Source organism: Cronobacter sp. EKM101R, assembly GCF_963888145.1.
Classification (GTDB): Bacteria; Pseudomonadota; Gammaproteobacteria; order Enterobacterales; family Enterobacteriaceae; genus Cronobacter; species Cronobacter turicensis.
Genome location: NZ_CAWPHW010000033.1, coordinates 319655 through 335523, shown reverse-complemented (window position 1 = coordinate 335523; position 15869 = coordinate 319655). Strand labels below are relative to the sequence as shown.

Below are 15869 nucleotides of genomic sequence, written 5' to 3'. Positions count from 1 at the left end.
TGTTGTGTTGTTGTGTTTGCATTTGGTCTGCGATTCAGACCATCGTAGCTAAGCTACTCTTTCACTTCCTGTACATTTACCCTGTCTGTCCATAGTGATTAATGTAGCACCGCACTTTGCGGTGCTTTTTTTTTGCCTGCGCGATACGCGATTATTTCTCCAGCGCAACCATCTCTTTCACGTCAGTACGGTTGATCTGCTGCTGGTTACCGTTGGCATCTTTATATTTAATCATGCCGGTATCGTCATCGGTTTTCGGTTTCCCGTCGGTCACAATCGAACGACCGTCATTGGTATGCATAACATAGTTAGGACCGGAACAAGCGCTCAGAGCAAAAGTCATCATGCATGCTGATACTACAGCGGCAAGTTTATTCATGGTTCTTCTCCTTTAGTGTTTAATGCTATGTAAACTTCGTCTGCAAACAGGCTGAAATATTCACCTAACACTATTCAGCATAACCTGCTTTCTCCCCTTTGCCAGAATAAACAGACTTATCCGATGGTTATCAATGACCTTGTTTAACGACGTCAAATGGGCCACGATCGAAGGACTGGAAAGAGGAGTATCATGAAAGTATTCAGCCCCGCCCATTTTCGTGCGCAGTTTCCTGCGCTCCGTGACGCAGGCGTCTATCTCGATAGCGCCGCCACGGCGCTAAAACCGCAGCCGGTCATCGAAGCCAGCCAGCAATTCTATTCGCTGAGCGCCGGGAATGTGCACCGCAGCCAGTTCGCCGAGGCCCGACGCCTCACCGAACGTTACGAAGCCGCTCGTGGTAGCGTCGCGAGCTTACTCAATGCCCCCGACAGCCGTGATATCGTCTGGACGCGCGGCACAACAGAATCCATCAACATTATCGCCCAGTGCTACGCACGTCCGCGCCTGAAGCCGGGTGATGAGATTATCGTCAGCGAAGCCGAGCATCACGCAAACCTGGTGCCGTGGCTGATGGTGGCGGAGCTGACCGGCGCGAAAGTCGTGAAACTCCCGCTCGGCGCCGATCGCCTGCCGGATCTCGCCTTACTCCCGACGCTGATAAATGAACGCACGTTCCTGCTGGCGCTGGGCCAGATGTCCAACGTGACCGGCGGCTGCCCCGATCTCGCCGATGCGATTGCAAAAGCTCATGCGGCAGGCGCGGTGGTGGTGGTGGATGGCGCGCAGGGCGTGGTTCACTGCCCGCCGGACGTTCAGCAACTGGATATCGATTTTTACGCCTTCTCCGGCCACAAGCTCTACGGCCCGACCGGCATCGGCGTGCTGTATGGCAAAACCGACCTGCTGGCGCAGATGTCGCCCTGGCTGGGCGGCGGCAAAATGGTGACCGAAGTGACGTTTGACGGCTTTAAAACGCAGCCAGTGCCGTACCGCTTTGAAGCGGGGACGCCCAATGTCGCAGGCGTGACAGGCCTTAGCGCCGCGCTCGCCTGGCTTGAGAATATCGATCTGGCGAAAGCCGAAAGCTACAGCCGCGGGCTCGCGACGCTTGCCGAGGCGGAACTGGCGAAACGCCCGGGCTTTCGCTCGTTTCGCTGTCAGGACTCCAGCCTGCTGGCGTTTGATTTCGCCGGCGTGCACCACAGCGATCTGGTGACGCTGCTGGCGGAGTCCGGCATCGCGCTGCGCGCAGGCCAGCACTGCGCCCAGCCGCTGCTGGCGGCGCTTGGCGTCAGCGGCACGCTGCGCGCCTCTTTCGCGCCCTACAACACGCAAGGCGACGTCGAGGCGCTGATCGCCGCTATCGACCGCGCGCTGGACATACTGGTGGATTAAATGACGACTGCTTATCTGGCCGGGCACCCGTTCGGCGCTTCGATTACCCCTGACACGCTGCGTCAGACGTTTGGCCCGCTCACTCAGTGGGAAGATAAATATCGCCAGCTGATCCTGCTTGGCAAACAGCTTCCGGCGCTGCCGGAGGAATTAAAGCAAGAAGCGCAGGAGATCCCCGGCTGTGAAAACCGGGTCTGGCTCGGGTATGAAAAGCGTCCCGACGGCGGGCTGCACTTCTATGGCGACAGCGAGGGGCGTATCGTGCGCGGGTTGCTGGCGGTGTTACTCACCGCCGTGGAAGGCAAAACGCCGCAGGAACTTCAGGAGAGCTCGCCGCTGGCGTTATTTGACGAGTTAGGGCTGCGCGCCCAGCTTAGCGCATCGCGCAGCCAGGGCCTGGCGGCGCTGGCGCAGGCGGTACAGGACGCCGCCCGCAACGCCTGATTACCCGGCGCTGCGCGCCGCTTTCGCCATCATTTTCTTCAGCGCATGCGATACCGCCACAAAACCAAACGTGGCGGTCACCATCGTGGCCGCGCCAAAGCCTGAGGCGCAGTCCATGCGCTTCGGCCCTTCCGCCGTGCTTTTCATCGCGCATACCGAGCCGTCAGCCTGGGGATAGACCAGCGCCTCGGTGGAGAAAACGCAGTCCACACCTAGCTTCCCTTTGCTGTTTTTCACCACGCCAAAATCACTCTTCAGCCGCTCGCGCAGTTTCGCGGCCAGCGGGTCCTGAATCGTTTTGGCGAGATCGACCACCTGAATTTGCGTCGGATCGGTCTGCCCGCCCGCGCCGCCGGTGGTCACCAGCGGGATTTTGTTGCGACGGCAGTAAGCAATCAGCGCCGCTTTTGGCCGCACGCTGTCGATAGCGTCGATGACATAGCTAAACCCGGCGTTCATGTATTGCGCCACATTATCGACAGTGACGAAATCATCTACCACGGTAATGCGGCACTCCGGGTTGATCTGGCGAATACGTTCGGCCATCACCTCCGATTTCGCCTGTCCTACCGTGTCGCGCAGCGCATGGATCTGACGATTGGTATTGGTGACGCACACGTCATCCATATCGATAAGCGTAATCGCGCCGATACCGGTGCGCGCCAGCGCTTCCGCAGCCCATGAGCCGACGCCGCCAATACCCACCACGCAGACATGCGCGTCGGCAAAGAGCTGCAACGCGGCTTCGCCATATAAACGGGCCGTGCCGCCAAAGCGGCTGCGCCAGGCGTCTGTGATAACTACAGCCATAAAACCTCAGATGTAAAAAGGGTGAGAGTTCTCCCTCACCCTTGCTCAGTAATCCGCAGGCCCGGCTGGCGTAACGCCGCCGGGCGACAGGATGCTCAGAATAGCATAATCAGCCGCTGAACACGTTGCCGGCGCCCGGCGCGGTTTTCAGCACCCAGACGCGGCCGTAGTGATTATACCAGCCTGCGCGGTGACCGGCGTCCGGGCCGATGCCCTGATAAATATCGAAATGTTGGCCTTTAATCGCGCCGCCGACATCCAGCGCCACCATCAACCTGAGCTCATATTGTCCGTTGAACTTACCGTTATTGTCCAGCAGCGGCACTTCCGCCAGCAGCGTGGTGCCAGCCGGGATAATCGAGCGGTCAGACGCCACCGACGCGCGGCCAATCAGCGGCACGCCGCTTGCGCCTTTCACCGGCGCGTAGTTTTGCGGTTTAAAGAAGACGAAAGACGGGTTCTCTTCCAGCAGCGCGCGCACTTCCTGCTCACTGTGGGTTTCGCCCCAGTGGCGAATCGCCTGCATCGACATATCTTCACGCTTCACTTCGCCGCGATCGATAAGCACCTTGCCGATGCTGCGGTACGGATGACCGTTTTTCCCGGAATAGGCGAAGAAGTTCAGCGGACGACCATCGCCGAAATCGATATAGCCGCTGCCCTGCACATCCATAATGAAGTTATCCATCAGCGAATTGCTGTACGCGAGCACATAACTGTCGCTGAGCGCGCCGGAATAAATCTCGGCGCGCGACGGCAGACGCCCGCGTTTCGGCGGCATACGGTAAATCGGGTACTGGAACTCGCCCTGACGGGTATAGCGCGCCTGCACCACCGGCGTGTAATAGCCCGTGAACTGGACGTTACCGTAATTATCCGCCCCTTCCATCTGCCAGGCGTCGATGCCGAACTGACGCAGCGAGCGGGTATCGCCACCGGCGCGCAGCCACTCCTGCACGGCGTTATACACGTTGCTTTGAGAGCCAAAAAGACGTGGCGAGGCGCTGCGAATAGCCGCGACCTGTTCGGAGAAATCTCCGGCGTTAATCGGCGCGCCAACGGCGTCCGGCTGGTTTACCAGCGAAAACGGCTGCGTAAACTTGCCGTCTTTATATTGCTGACCGCGATCGGTCGGTTTGGAGGAACAGGCGGAAAGCAGCGCGATCATCGCCCCTGCCGCCAGATATTTTGCCCAACGTCCTTTCATGACTCTCTCCGCAATTGCGCTATCCGCAGGCGAAGATAGCAAACCGGCGGGCGCAAGGAAACGCATAAGCCCCTTCAGACAGGCATCGGGATTAAAGAATCATCAAGGCGGATAATATTTCGACAAGCTGACGCCGATTCAGCTTATTGTTTTAAAAAAAGGTTGCATCGAAAGCTCAGCAGAGTATAGTGCGCTTCCACGGACGCGGGGTGGAGCAGCCTGGTAGCTCGTCGGGCTCATAACCCGAAGGTCGTCGGTTCAAATCCGGCCCCCGCAACCAATTAACGCGCACGGCGCGACAATGTGAAGAAGTAAGACGGACGCGGGGTGGAGCAGCCTGGTAGCTCGTCGGGCTCATAACCCGAAGGTCGTCGGTTCAAATCCGGCCCCCGCAACCAATAAAATGAACACCCTGACGGGTGTTTTTTTATGTCCGCTATTCAGCCATTCCCCTGTACTATTCTGTCCCGGCAAGGCAAAAAGGCGCGTTATCCGCGCCTTGCCAGCGTCCCGCCATCGGCGAAGTAAGCTTTGATCCCTGCGAGAATCGACTCCGCCACTTCCTGCTGGAATGTCGCGGTGCGAAGCTTACGCTCTTCCTCTTCATTACTGATAAACGCGGTTTCCACCAGAATGGACGGAATATCCGGCGCTTTCAGCACGGCGAAGCCCGCCTGATCCACTTTATTCTTATGCAGCTTGTTTACCCGTCCAAGACGCCCTAACACCTCTTTGCCGAATTTCAGGCTGTCAGAGATAGTCAGCGACTGCACCATATCAAACATGGTGTGATCGAGGTAAACGTCCCCGCTTTTACTCACGCCCCCCATCAGGTCAGCGGCGTTCTGGGTTTGCGCCAGATATTTCGCAGCCGTACTGGTTGCGCCTTTGGTCGAGAGCGCAAAGACGGAAGAACCGCGCGCGGCGCGGCTGGTAAAGGCATCGGCGTGAATAGACACAAACAGATCCGCGCGCTGCTTCTGGGCCTTGGCCACGCGCACTTTAAGCGGAATAAAGATATCTTCGTTGCGCGTCATGAATGCCTTCATATTGGCTTCACGTTCAATCAGCGCGCGCAGGCGGCGGGCGATTTGCAGTACCACATCTTTCTCACGCGTCTTATTTTTGCCAATCGCGCCAGGGTCTTCGCCGCCGTGGCCGGGGTCAATCATAATGACAATCGGACGATCGCGCCCCGCTTTGCCCGGCTGCGGCCCGCTGGTGGCGGGCGGCACCTGTTTATCCAGCTCGCCCTTGTTGTAATCTTCAAGTAGCGCCAGCAGCGGATCCTGATCGTTTGTCCCGTTGGCCGGGTAGAGATCGATAACCAGACGCTCGCGGAACTCGGCGACCGGCGCCAGCGCAAACAGATGCGGCGTGACGTTTTTCTTCAGCTCAAACACCATGCGCACGGTTTTTGGATCAAACTGACCGACGCGGGCGGATTTAATAAAGGGATCGTCGACGCGGATCTGGTTGCCCACGCCTTTCAGGACCGCGTTCAGGTTGACGCCTTCGAGATCCACCACGATACGTTCCGGGTTGCTCAGCGCAAACTGCCGATACTTCAGCACACGGTTAGATTCCAGCGTCACGCGGGTATAGGCGGAAGCCGGCCAGACGCGCACCGCGATAACCTGGCCCGACGCAGCCAGGCCCGCCTGACTGACGCTCAATAACCACATCGCCCCCGCGCCCTGTAACAGCTGACGACGACTAAAAAGATGACTGGAACCTGACATGCCACTCCCGAGCATTAATGCGAATAACTCAACATACGACCAAAATGGCCAAAAACTTTAGCGAATGGTATCGAAACTGTCATCTATAAAAGGGTAAACAAATGCCTTTGGCGGCGTACGTTCGCGGTAATGACGCGCCGCCGCCATAAAATTGCCACTTGCGCATGGGATAATAAAAGAATAAAAATACACAAATTACGAATAACCATTCACTGAGAGGTTTTGCCGTGGTGAAGGAGCGTCGAACTGAACTGGTCCAGGGATTCCGCCATTCTGTTCCCTATATTAATGCCCATCGGGGCAAAACGTTTGTCATCATGCTCGGCGGCGAAGCCATTGAGCATGAAAACTTTTCCAGTATCGTCAACGATATAGGCCTTCTCCACAGCCTCGGCATCCGCCTGGTGGTCGTCTATGGCGCGCGTCCGCAAATCGACGCCAACCTTGCCGAACACCACCATGAGCCGATTTATCACAAGCATACCCGCGTCACCGACGCTAAAACGCTGGAGCTGGTAAAACAGGCGGCAGGGCTGTTGCAGCTGGACATCACGGCCCGTCTGTCGATGAGCCTTGGCAATACGCCGTTGCAGGGCGCGCATATTAATGTGGTAAGCGGCAACTTTATCATCGCGCAGCCGCTCGGCGTGGATGACGGCGTCGATTACTGCCACAGCGGGCGTATTCGCCGCATTGATGAAGACGCCATTCACCGCCAGCTCGACAGCGGCGCTATCGTGCTGCTCGGGCCGGTGGCGGTCTCGGTGACGGGCGAAAGCTTTAACCTGACCTCAGAAGAAGTCGCCACCCAGCTTGCCATTAAGCTCAAGGCCGAGAAAATGATCGGTTTCTGCTCGTCGCAGGGCGTAATGAGCGATGACGGCGATATTATTTCCGAGCTATTTCCGAACGAGGCGCAAGCGCGTCTCGACACGCTGGAAGCCGTCGGCGACTACCACTCCGGCACCGTGCGCTTTCTGCGCGGCGCAGTAAAAGCCTGTCGCAGCGGCGTGCGTCGTTGCCACCTCATCAGCTATCAGGAAGATGGCGCGCTGTTGCAGGAGCTGTTCTCCCGCGACGGTATCGGTACGCAGATCGTGATGGAAAGCGCCGAACAGATCCGCCGCGCCACCATTAATGATATCGGCGGTATTCTGGAGCTCATCCGCCCGCTTGAGCAGCAGGGCATCCTGGTACGCCGCTCGCGCGAACAGCTGGAGATGGAAATTGATAAGTTTACGATTATCCAGCGCGATAACCTGACCATCGCCTGCGCCGCCCTCTACCCGTTCCCGGAAGAGAAAATCGGTGAAATGGCCTGTGTAGCGGTGCATCCGGATTACCGCAGCTCGGCGCGCGGCGAAGTGCTGTTGCAGCGCATCGCAACCCAGGCCAAACAGATGGGCTTATCCAAACTCTTTGTGCTCACCACGCGCAGCATTCACTGGTTCCAGGAGCGCGGTTTCGCGCCGGTGGATATCGACCTGCTGCCCGAAAGTAAAAAGCAGATGTACAACTACCAGCGTCGCTCTAAGGTGTTGATGGCCGATTTAACCTGATAGTCCTCACCGCGTGGCCGGGCCGTTGCCGGGCCGCGCTTACTGCTCAAAACAGGCCATCAGGCCGCTGCGCCGTTCCGTTCGGGTCGCGATAGCCATCTCCAGCACCCGCTCATCCGCATACAGCGACAACCGCCGCCGCGCGCGGGTAATCGCTGTATAGACCAGCTCCCGCGTCACTACCGGCGCAAACTGCCCCGGCAGGATCAGCGCCGCATGGTCGAATTCCGAACCTTGCGACTTATGCACCGTCATCGCCCACGCGGTGTCGTTATCCGGCAGACGGCTCGGCACCACGGGCTTTAACTTACCGCCGGGCATCGGGAACCAGACGCGCAGGCCGTCGCCCCGATCCAGCGCCACGCCGATATCGCCGTTAAACAGCCCCAGCGCGCTGTCATTGCGTGAAATCATCACCGGACGCCCTTCATACCAGCGCGATAGCGGCGTGCGGCGGATCAGTCGCCGCTGCGCCAGCGCATGCTCCACGCGCTCGTTAAGCCCGGCGACGCCGAATGGCCCTTCGCGCAGCGCACAGAGCATCTGAAATTCGCTGAAGGCCGCAAGAATGGCCTCCGGCTCGGCGCGCTCGCGCACCAGCGTTAAAAACCGCTCATAGCCCGCCAGGGTTTCGTCGATCATCTGCGCGTAGTCGTCGTTGCCTGCCAGCGTTTTACAGGCGATATCCTCAAAGCCGCGGCTGAACGTCGCGCTGGCGGCGCGATGATCGCTGCGGTTGACCGCAAACGCGAGCTGCCCGATGCCGGAATCGCTGCCAAAGCGATAGCTTTTCTGCAGCAGGCACAGACAGTCGCGCAGTGCTCCCGCCGGATGCGGCTTGCCACCGCCAATGTTACACCCCGTGATGCGACCAAGTTCGGCGGCGCGTTCCGCGGTGAAACCGTGGTTCACATAGTGGCAGATATCGCCAAGCACAGCGCCCGCCTCGACGGAGGCCAGCTGATCGCGATCGCCTAAAAAAATTACCCGCGCGTGTTCCGGCAGCGCCGCGATAAGCCGCGCCATCATCGGCAGGTCTATCATCGAGGCTTCATCCACCACCAGGACATCCAGATGCAGCGGATTGCCCTCATGGTAGCGCAGCCGCTGGCTGCCCGGCTGAGCGCCCAGCAGGCGGTGCAGCGTGCTGGCTTCTTCCGGCAGCGCGTTTTTCTGCGCGTCGCTCAGCGGCAAACGGCGCAGCGCGGCGCCAAGCGATTCCGTCAGGCGCGCCGCCGCTTTACCGGTAGGCGCCGCCAGACGAATACGCGGCAGCTTTTCATCGCAGAGCTGAACCATGGCCGCCAGCAGTTTCGCCACTGTGGTGGTTTTCCCGGTTCCCGGCCCGCCGGAAATCACCGCGATGCGGCGGGTCAATGCGACCGCCGCCGCGACTTTCTGCCAGTCCACTTCATCGCCTGGCGGGCCAAAAAGCGCCGCCAGCACGCTGCTCAGGCGCGCCTCTTCCAGTTCAATACGGTGGTTGCGCTCACGGAAAAACGACGCGACCGCCATCTCATGACGCCACATACGGTTCAGGTACAGACGCTCGTCGATAAGCTTCAGCGGCGTCGGCGCATCGTCCTCGCTGACCGCGGGCGAGTTCAGCAGCAGAGATCGCCAGTCGTCCGGGTTGCCCGCGGCCTCAAACAGCCTCTGCGCCATTTCATCGTGACGCCCGGCGAAGCAGTGCGCCACACACAGCCGGGAGACCGGCAGGCAGACATGCCCTTCTCCGGCGTCGCGGCTGACCAGCGCGGCGGCGAGCATCACCGCGGGTTCTTCATCGCTTGCCACCATCATCGCAAACTGGGCATCCAGCGGGCGCAGGAGCTTTTGCACGACGGCCTGCTGGATCAGTTGATGCATTTTCATGACGCTTTCTCCTCCGCGCCGGCAAACAGCGCGTCCATGGCGGTGACCAGCGCCTGCGCAGGGCGCGTGGTAAAGATGCCCTGACGGGCATCCTCTTTCGTTACGCCGCGCAAAAACAGGTAAATCACGCCACCGAAGTGGCGCTGATAATCATAATCCGGCAGGCGATGGCGCAAGTAGCGGTGCAGCGCCAGCGTGTACAGCTGATATTGCAGATCGTAGCGGTGCGTCTGCATCGCCTGCGACATCGCCTCAAAGGTATAAGCCTGCGGGCTGTCGCCCAGCCAGTTGGATTTATAATCCAGCAGGTAGTAACGCCCCTGCCAGCGGAAAACCAGATCGATAAAGCCTTTCAGCATGCCGCGCACCTGACGGAAATCGAGCGGCGGGCACTGTGCGGAAAGCGGGTCATGCTCGCGGATTAGCGCGTCCAGCGCATCAGGACGCAGCGCGGCGTCAATCGGTACGTAAAACTCCAGTTCGACCTGTTTGTCTCTGGCGCCAAGCTGATTCAGCGACACGCCGGTCTCGTTGAGCGGCGCGCTCAGCACGTCATCAATCCAGCGGCTCAGTACCGGCTGCCAGGCGTCATCGAAGCCACCCAGTTGCAATTGCTGCGACATCCACTCCGGCGACACCGGCTGGGTGAAGTCGAGCGTTTCAAAGAGGCTGTGCAGAAAGGTGCCGGGCGACGCGCCGCGCGGAAATGTATGCGGCGACATTACCGGCTCGTCGGGCACGTCCCGCGCGCCTGCGCCGTCCAGATCCAGCTTCGGCAGCAGATCCAGCGCACGAGCCGCGCCGTGTTGCTGCAAGCCTGAATAACTGGTGACGCGCCATTCATCGACGATACGTCGTTGCAGTTCGCGCGCGGCAAGCGTCGGCGGAGCCGACTCCGGCGGCATCCAGGGCGTATTGTCCGGCTCGCCGGGGATCGCCAGCGCCAGATGTTCATCGCACAATGCCTCGATACAGCGACGCAGGCCGTTCGCATCCAGCGCTTCGCCTTTTTGAATCAGTCTGCCGAGCGCGCTGCGGTGCAGATCGGTTTCGCCCTCTTTCGCGCCGCGACGGCGAAACAGCGGGGCCACGCCGAGGCTGCAATGCCAGATGGAGCGCGTCAGCGCCACATAAAGCAGACGTAAATCTTCCGCCAGCCGCTCCATCTCCGCCAGTTCCAGACTCTCTTCGGCATTGCTGAGATCAAGCATCGGCGCGAACGTCTCGCGATCGTGGTAAAAGGCCTGCCGCTGCTCGCGGAAGTCAGCGATAAAGGGCAGCCAGACCAGCGGATATTCCAGACCTTTCGATTTATGAATGGTCACCACCTGAACCAGATGTTTGTCGCTTTCCAGACGCAACTGCTGGCTTGAGGCGCTGGCGTCCGGCTCGGCGATATGCTGGGCTAACCAGCGCACCAGCGCATATTCGCTGTCGGCCTGCGCGGAAGCCTCCTGCAGCAGTTCGCTCAGGTGGAGAATATCCGTCAGCCTGCGCTCGCCGCCGGGCGTGGCGAGCAGGTTTTCCGCCACCTGCCGGTGCGTCATCAGGGCGCGCAGCATCGGCATGACGCCGCGCCGCAACCAGATCTGTCGGTAGCCGTCGAACTCTTCTACCAGCGCGTCCCAGGCGTTTTCATTTTCATTGAGCGCCTCAATCGCAGGCGCATCCAGCCCCAGCATACTTGCCGCCAGCGCGCTGCGAAGTCTCGTCTCCACCTCCGGCGCCAGTACGGCCTGCAACAGCCAGAGCATCTCCAGCGCCTCCTGAGTGGCGAAGACGCTGTCGCGGTTAGAGAGATAAACAGAGGGAATGTTAAGCGCGTTCAGCGCCTCGCGGACCAGATTCGCTTCGATGCGGTTACGTACCAGCACCGTGATGTCTGACGCCTGAACCGGCCTTGCCCGGTCTTCGCGCCACAACAGCGCTTCACCTTTCATGCCCGCGCTTAACCAGTCGCGGATCTGCCCGGCGCAGACGCGCGCCATAGTTTGTTGGTAATCACTTACTCCTGCGCCATCGCCTTCCATGAGCCACAGCGTCATGGCGGGCTGGGTTTTCCCGGCGAAGGTAAAACGCAGCGACTGGTTACGCGCGGCAGGCTTTACCGCGAGGAACGGGATATCGCGGAACATAAACGCGTTATCCATCTGGCTGAACATGCGGTTCACGCTCTCTACCATCCCCGGCGCCGAACGCCAGTTAGTATCAAGCGTGTAGTGAGCGTTCACTTCGCCGCGGGCTCGCATGTAGGTAAAGATATCCGCGCCACGAAACGCGTAAATCGCCTGTTTCGGATCGCCAATTAGCAGCAACGTAGTCTCTTGCTGGCCCAGCCAGATACGGCGGAAAATACGGTACTGCTGCGGGTCAGTATCCTGAAATTCATCGATCATCGCCGCCGGATAACGCGTGCGGATCGCCGCCGCCAGCGCCTCTCCGCCAGGCTGATTCAGCGCCTCGTCGAGGCGGCTTAGCATGTCGTCAAAGCCCAGCTCGCCGCGGCGGCGCTTCTCCTTCGCGACGGTATCGCGGATTTCCGCCATCGCTCTGGCGATCAGTAAATCGCGAATGGTAAAAGGCTCCGCCAGCAGGGCATCGATAGCATCAAACACCGCATGGCGCGGCGCGTCGCCTTTTTTGGTCTTCTCAAGCAGCGTGCTCTGGGCAAATTTTTCAAGCGCGGCCGGCAGTTGCCAGGAAGTGGTTTCTTCCTGCGCCCAGGCGGCCACCTGGTCAAGCCAGGCAGGCAGGTAACGGCTGCTGTAGCTGCGCTTATCGACGCCCGAATTTTGAATCAGCGCCGCCAGGTCAGCGGCGTTTTCACGCCACAGCGCTTTAACCTCGTCAATACGCGCAATCGCGTTTTCATAGCGCGACTCAATCGTTTCGTCATCCGGCGGCGGGGTTTTAATCTTCGGCACTTCGCCATGCAAAAAGCTGTTTACATCACGCAGCAGCGACTCCGGACCATCCCACTGTTCACAGACCACGCGCGCCAGCGGCTTGGCCAGCGGGTAACAGTGACGACGCCAGAAATCGGCGCAGGCCTGATAACGGAGCAGCGACTCGTCTTCGATTAACTGCTGCTCGAATGGCATCCCGGATTCAAACGCGTTCAGGCTTAGCATCCGCTGGCAGAAACCGTGAATGGTAAAGATGGCCGCCTCGTCTATCTGTCGCTCCGCCAGCATCAGCGTACGGGCCGCCAGCGCTTTATCCGGAATTTCGTCCAGCAGCCGCTGGTAGAGCGGATCGTCGGTGCGCTCTCGCAGGCAGGCCACACGTAGCTCGTGAATATTGCTGCGGATACGCCCGCGCAGCTCTTCCGTCGCGGCCTCGGTAAAGGTCACGACCAGTAGCTCTTCGACGGTTAAGGGGCGCGGGTGAGCCGCCTCGCCGCCCAGCCCTAACAGCAGGCGCAGATACAGCGCTGCGATGGTATAGGTTTTCCCGGTGCCGGCAGAGGCTTCTATCAACCGCTCGCCCGTTAAGGGCAAGCGGAGGGGATCAAGGGACGCTGCGGGCTCATCGGTCATTGCGTATCACTCAGAAGCGGTAAAGATTGTTGCAGGTCGCTGACGTTTTGATATACAGGCCATCCTTCAGGCGCCGCATAATGCGCCTGCGGGCTCTGGCTGCCGGAGACCTGCGAGAGGATCGTCATGCCCTGTCGGGCAAGTACAGCCTGATGGAAAAAGTCGGCCAGTTTTTGCGGCGTCAGTTGTCTGATTTCGGCCACAACTTTATCACGAGAATCGAAATTTAAATTATCCCGATCGAAGTCTTTACTGACCTGCGAGGCTTCTTCGCCCAGAGTCTGCGGGGCCTGTTGCATATCGTTGATGATACTTTGCTGAATATGCGCAAAATCCTGCGCGTTCAGCGCGCGAAGCCGCGACTCGACCTCCGGGAAGAAAGCCTGATAGCGCTTCCAGAGGAAATCCGGCTGCTTTTCGCTGCTTTGCAGCAGGAACCCAATCCCCCACTGACGCCCTACCGGCATCGGGAAGGCGAAGACCGCGTAACCTAACTGTTCCTGCGTGCGTAGTTGGTTATAAAACCAGGGTGAAACAATCTGCCCAAGCATGGCGCTACAGGCGGAGCTGGCGGCCTCGTTATAGCCGACAGGCACAAACAGCGCGGCCAGCGCGGAATCGGTGCTGCTGCCTGCTTTGTTAAAAATGGCCTGCTGCGTTTTCTCAACGCTGACATCCCGGGTGCGCGTCCAGCTTTTCCCTTTAAGCCCCAACTGGCGTACCGCATCCTGGGTGAAATTTTTCACCTGCTCAGGGGCCAGGTTGCCGACCACGAGAAACTCCGCGCGAGCATGGGTTTTCAGGCTCTCGCGATAAGCGAGGATGTCCTTAAGCGTTATTTCCGGCAACAAGGCGCGGCGCGCTTCACGCTGGAAATACGGCACCTGAGACACCATTTGTACCGGCATGATGGCCTGATCGTAAGCTTTGCCCTGTTCCGCCGACGCCAGCATCTGCTTATACCAGGATTTCGCCTGCGCCAGTTGATCCTCGGTGGGCTCATAGCTGAAATAGCCGTCCAGCAGGGTCAGGAACAGCTTACGTAAATGCTGGGTGTAGCCATTCGCGCTAATCATCAGCCCGCTGTTGGCGCTGCTGGAGAAACTAATGCCGCCGACGGACGCCTGATTACTCAGTTGATCAAGCGCAATCCCGGCCAGGTAATCATTCAGCGCGAACAACACCTGGTTTTTCGCGCTGTTCATCGCCTGCTCATTACGCAGCACCAGCGTGATATCCGCTCTCGGCTCGCTGGCGAAATAGCGGCTTGGCATATAGAGCACGCGCAGTTCAGGATCCTGCACCAGCAGTTTAGGGTACGCATACGGCTTCTGCGGTTTAATCAGGCTGAAATCGCTCGGAATATACGGATTTGGCTCAGGCAGCGTGAGCGCAATCTTCTGCCCAAGGGTCTGCCACTGTTTTAGCGTTGCCGCCGGGATTTTCTCGACCTGATAAGGCGCGCCAACAAAGTAAGCCGTTTTGTTGTGCGGTTCGTCAGAGCTGATATACCAGATACGCGCGTTTTCCGGCGTCATCATGGCAAGGCGCGCTTTCACCGCCTCGGGATCAAACCGGTCAGCAATATTCACGACATCAAGCGTATGCTCAACGGGCACGCGCAGCATGCTGTCCGCCAGCCACTCGACATAGTTCATGTCCCGCGTGATGGAGGGATAGCGGAAATCGAGATCCAGCACATGAGAAAGCTCGGTGAAATAGCGTTTGTCGATGCCGTTGTCGCGCAGCATCTGGAGATAACGGAAGATGGCCGCCACGACGTTGTCGCGCTGCGCGAGTCCTTTATCCGTCAGCGAGACGGAAATAACCATCACGCCGCTGTTCCCGGCGACAACCGGATCGGAATCTGCCCTGACGCTTTCGGCAAGCCCTTCTTTTTGCAGCCAGTCTGATAACGTGCCAGGGCTTCGGCTGCCTATCATATAGCCGATCAGTTCGTCGGTTTTGCTACGGAATTTGTCGCTGTTGTTATCAATGCGAAACTCCACGCGCAGCGCCTTAAGCGGCTGTACCGGGACATAGTGAATAAAAATCCCCTGCTGTGCTGGCGTAACGACAGGCGTGGTGATCTCTGGCGCCGACAGATTTTTATTCGGCACCCGCCCCCAGGTGTTAGCAGCCATGCGGGCCAGTTCCGGCAACGGACGATTGCTGTATACCACCGCTTTCATAATGTTGGCGGAGTAATACTTATCCCGGAACCCCACCAGCGCCTGATGCAGCGGGCTGCCCGGTTTGTCACGCAGCGTCTCCAGATTGCCGCCGGAGAAACGCGCGCCCGGATGCGCCGGGTTCAGCGTTTCGGCGCTGATCTGCGCCATACGCATGCCATCACGCGCACGCGCCATGGTTAATTCGGCATTCACAGCGTTACGTTCACGTTCAGCGTAGGTTTTATCCAGTTTTGGCGCGGCAATCGCATCCGCGAGCCTGTCCATCGCCCCGTCGAGCGCATCATTCTCTACTTCAAGATACCAGGCGGTGCGGTAAGGCGCCGTGCTGGCGTTATGGCTGCCGCCGTGGAGCTTCAGGTATTCCGCCAGGCTGTCGGGCTCGGGGTATTTTTGCGAGCCCATGAGCGTCATGTGCTCAAGATAGTGCGCGAGCCCCAGATGATCGTCGGGATCTTCCAGCGACCCCACCGGCAGCACCAGCGCGGAGAGCGACTTTACGGCTTGAGGATCGCAGACCAGTAAAACCACCATCCCGTTATCGAGGCGGATAGCCTGGTATTCCCGGTTATCACGATCGCTTTTGCGGATCGTTTCTTTCAGCGGTTGCCAGCCCGTGTCGGCCTGAGACAAGGGGGCCCAGAAGGCCATGCAGATCAACAGCGCTTTGTACCAGTTACGACATCCAGGCATCAATAAACCTCTCATGACTGCTTCTACTATT

The 15869-nt window shown here is 59.1% G+C and carries 10 protein-coding genes and 2 tRNA genes; 5 read left to right on the top strand and 7 right to left on the bottom strand.

The features are described from left to right. Window positions 1-151: 151 nt before the first annotated feature. On the bottom strand, window positions 152-379 hold the full coding sequence (locus AACV31_RS16785) for a YgdI/YgdR family lipoprotein (protein ID WP_004385389.1): 228 nt from the start codon (window positions 377-379) through the stop codon (window positions 152-154). 192 nt (window positions 380-571) lie between these two features. On the opposite strand from AACV31_RS16785, the gene csdA reads away from it, so the two are divergent. After that, entirely contained in the window at window positions 572-1777 is a 1206-nt protein-coding gene (csdA, locus tag AACV31_RS16780) for a cysteine desulfurase CsdA (RefSeq protein WP_165156765.1), read from the top strand. Next, window positions 1778-2221: a cysteine desulfurase sulfur acceptor subunit CsdE gene (gene csdE / locus AACV31_RS16775; RefSeq protein WP_015742320.1), complete on the top strand. Its 444-nt coding sequence runs from the start codon at window positions 1778-1780 to the stop codon at window positions 2219-2221. On the opposite strand, the gene tcdA is transcribed toward csdE, so the two are convergent. Both tcdA and mltA read right to left on the bottom strand, forming a co-directional pair. Continuing rightward, the gene (gene tcdA / locus AACV31_RS16770; protein ID WP_007777796.1) at window positions 2222-3031 is read right to left on the bottom strand and encodes a tRNA cyclic N6-threonylcarbamoyladenosine(37) synthase TcdA; all 810 of its coding nucleotides are present in this window, start codon (window positions 3029-3031) and stop codon (window positions 2222-2224) included. A gap of 109 nt (window positions 3032-3140) precedes the next feature. Beyond that, window positions 3141-4238, bottom strand: coding sequence for a murein transglycosylase A (mltA, locus tag AACV31_RS16765; RefSeq protein ID WP_105537495.1), 1098 nt, complete (start codon window positions 4236-4238; stop codon window positions 3141-3143). A 203-nt stretch (window positions 4239-4441) separates the two neighbouring features. On the opposite strand from mltA, the gene AACV31_RS16760 reads away from it, so the two are divergent. Further along, window positions 4442-4518 (top strand) — tRNA-Met (locus tag AACV31_RS16760). Between the two features lie 41 nt (window positions 4519-4559). Beyond that, a tRNA-Met gene (locus tag AACV31_RS16755) sits at window positions 4560-4636 on the top strand. Between the two features lie 90 nt (window positions 4637-4726). Here the strand turns inward: AACV31_RS16755 and amiC are convergent. Further along, window positions 4727-5980, bottom strand: coding sequence for an N-acetylmuramoyl-L-alanine amidase AmiC (gene amiC, locus AACV31_RS16750; RefSeq protein ID WP_015742323.1), 1254 nt, complete (start codon window positions 5978-5980; stop codon window positions 4727-4729). Window positions 5981-6207: 227 nt separating this feature from the next. Here amiC and argA point away from each other — a divergent pair, with 227 nt between their 5' ends. Beyond that, a complete protein-coding gene (argA, locus tag AACV31_RS16745; protein WP_007763759.1) occupies window positions 6208-7539 on the top strand; it encodes an amino-acid N-acetyltransferase in 1332 nt (443 codons plus the stop codon). Window positions 7540-7578: 39 nt separating this feature from the next. Here the strand turns inward: argA and recD are convergent, their stop codons facing one another. Genes recD through ptrA form a run of 3 tightly spaced genes read right to left on the bottom strand, consistent with a single transcriptional unit; the run spans window position 7579 to window position 15838 of the window. After that, window positions 7579-9414 (bottom strand): exodeoxyribonuclease V subunit alpha, encoded by a 1836-nt coding sequence (recD, locus tag AACV31_RS16740; protein WP_165155293.1) that lies wholly within the window; start codon window positions 9412-9414, stop codon window positions 7579-7581. Then, a complete protein-coding gene (gene recB, locus AACV31_RS16735; protein ID WP_165155295.1) occupies window positions 9411-12953 on the bottom strand; it encodes an exodeoxyribonuclease V subunit beta in 3543 nt (1180 codons plus the stop codon). Before recB ends, recD begins: the two co-directional genes overlap by 4 nt. Next, on the bottom strand, window positions 12950-15838 hold the full coding sequence (ptrA, locus tag AACV31_RS16730) for a pitrilysin (protein WP_165155297.1): 2889 nt from the start codon (window positions 15836-15838) through the stop codon (window positions 12950-12952). Before ptrA ends, recB begins: the two co-directional genes overlap by 4 nt. Between the last annotated feature and the right edge of the window lie 31 nt (window positions 15839-15869).

What these genes read in the sequence shown, in the direction of transcription:
- tcdA (WP_007777796.1), bottom strand. Translation starts at nt 3,031, where the DNA reads ATGGCTGTAGTTATCACAGACGCCTGGCGCAGCCGCTTTGGCGGCACG.
- csdE (WP_015742320.1), top strand. Translation starts at nt 1,778, where the DNA reads ATGACGACTGCTTATCTGGCCGGGCACCCGTTCGGCGCTTCGATTACC.
- mltA (WP_105537495.1), bottom strand. Translation starts at nt 4,238, where the DNA reads ATGAAAGGACGTTGGGCAAAATATCTGGCGGCAGGGGCGATGATCGCG.
- recB (WP_165155295.1), bottom strand. Translation starts at nt 12,953, where the DNA reads ATGACCGATGAGCCCGCAGCGTCCCTTGATCCCCTCCGCTTGCCCTTA.
- amiC (WP_015742323.1), bottom strand. Translation starts at nt 5,980, where the DNA reads ATGTCAGGTTCCAGTCATCTTTTTAGTCGTCGTCAGCTGTTACAGGGC.
- AACV31_RS16785 (WP_004385389.1), bottom strand. Translation starts at nt 379, where the DNA reads ATGAATAAACTTGCCGCTGTAGTATCAGCATGCATGATGACTTTTGCT.
- recD (WP_165155293.1), bottom strand. Translation starts at nt 9,414, where the DNA reads ATGAAAATGCATCAACTGATCCAGCAGGCCGTCGTGCAAAAGCTCCTG.
- ptrA (WP_165155297.1), bottom strand. Translation starts at nt 15,838, where the DNA reads ATGCCTGGATGTCGTAACTGGTACAAAGCGCTGTTGATCTGCATGGCC.
- csdA (WP_165156765.1), top strand. Translation starts at nt 572, where the DNA reads ATGAAAGTATTCAGCCCCGCCCATTTTCGTGCGCAGTTTCCTGCGCTC.